The sequence below is a fragment of the Clostridium sp. OM05-5BH genome, from assembly GCF_003481505.1.
Lineage (GTDB): Bacteria > Bacillota > Clostridia > Lachnospirales > Lachnospiraceae > Otoolea > Otoolea fessa.
In genome coordinates this window covers 4,822-5,854 of record NZ_QULJ01000020.1, presented here as the reverse complement: position 1 = coordinate 5,854, position 1,033 = coordinate 4,822, and the positions used below count along the sequence as shown (strand labels likewise).

General features: G+C 50.1%; 1 protein-coding gene. It reads right to left on the bottom strand.

The features are described from left to right. Positions 1 to 110: 110 nt before the first annotated feature. Positions 111 to 887, bottom strand: coding sequence for an ATP-binding protein (locus DXB70_RS13805; RefSeq protein ID WP_118473077.1), 777 nt, complete (start codon positions 885 to 887; stop codon positions 111 to 113). Positions 888 to 1,033: the final 146 nt, after the last annotated feature.

Below are 1,033 nucleotides of genomic sequence, written 5' to 3'. Positions count from 1 at the left end.
TGAATATTACGGTTCAAATGTACCCCTGTTCCGAAGGAACGGATACCGGCAGTCTGGCGCTATGATACCGTGAGTCCGGAACAGGGATACCACATTTGCTACATGCGAGTTTACTCGCTTAATGCCGGATCCAACCCGTATACTTCACGCATGGATCTGTAATTCGCCGGGTCCGTCGGGATGATGTTGATCTTGTACGCATCATGCTTGATGCGATCCAGGATCGCTTCCGCGAGCGGACTGTCATCGCCTCCCAGTTGATCGAACCAGCCATTGCAATCATACTGAGAACAAAAGATGGTTGACGACTTCTTGCGTCTCCTATGGAGGAGTTCCAGTATATCGTGCTGTTCTGATGCGGTTGGCTTCAACAGCAGCCATTCATCGATGATCAGTAGAATCGGATTGGCATATTTGCTCTGGACCTTTTTGTAAGTTCCATCGTTACGTGCCATCTCTAACTCCAGGAGCAGGTCCGGAAGTCGAACGTATTTCGTAGTGTATCGACGCTTACAGGCCTCCATACCGAAAGCGCATGCCATGTAGGTCTTTCCACTCCCTGTGGCACCTGTGATGAACAGGTTTCGATGCTCTGTGATGTACTCACAGGTTGCCAGACGCTCGATCAGGCTGCGGTTGAGTTTCCGCCCGGAGGTATAGTTGATATCCCCGATGTATGCATCTGGCTGGTCGAATCCGGCATTACGGATCAGCCGTTTCAGGCTGTTGCTCTTACGGTTGCTGTATTCGATATCCACCAGCATTCCGAAACGGTCTTCAAAGGAAATGTCCCTCATTCGGGCGTCCTGCAGCTGGGTCAGGAATGCATCCGACATGGATGTTAGACGCATTTCGATGAGTTTATCTATAGTGCTCTGTGTAGTCATGGTTCCTTACCTCCTGTAGTAATCCGCACCCCGTGTAAGTGCGTGGCTGCTTTTTTCTGAGCTCGTATGGTTATCGGTTACCGCAGCTTTGTCAGCTGGCTCTGTTCGGTCACTCCCGGTATCAAGTATGTTCTTGATGCTTTTAT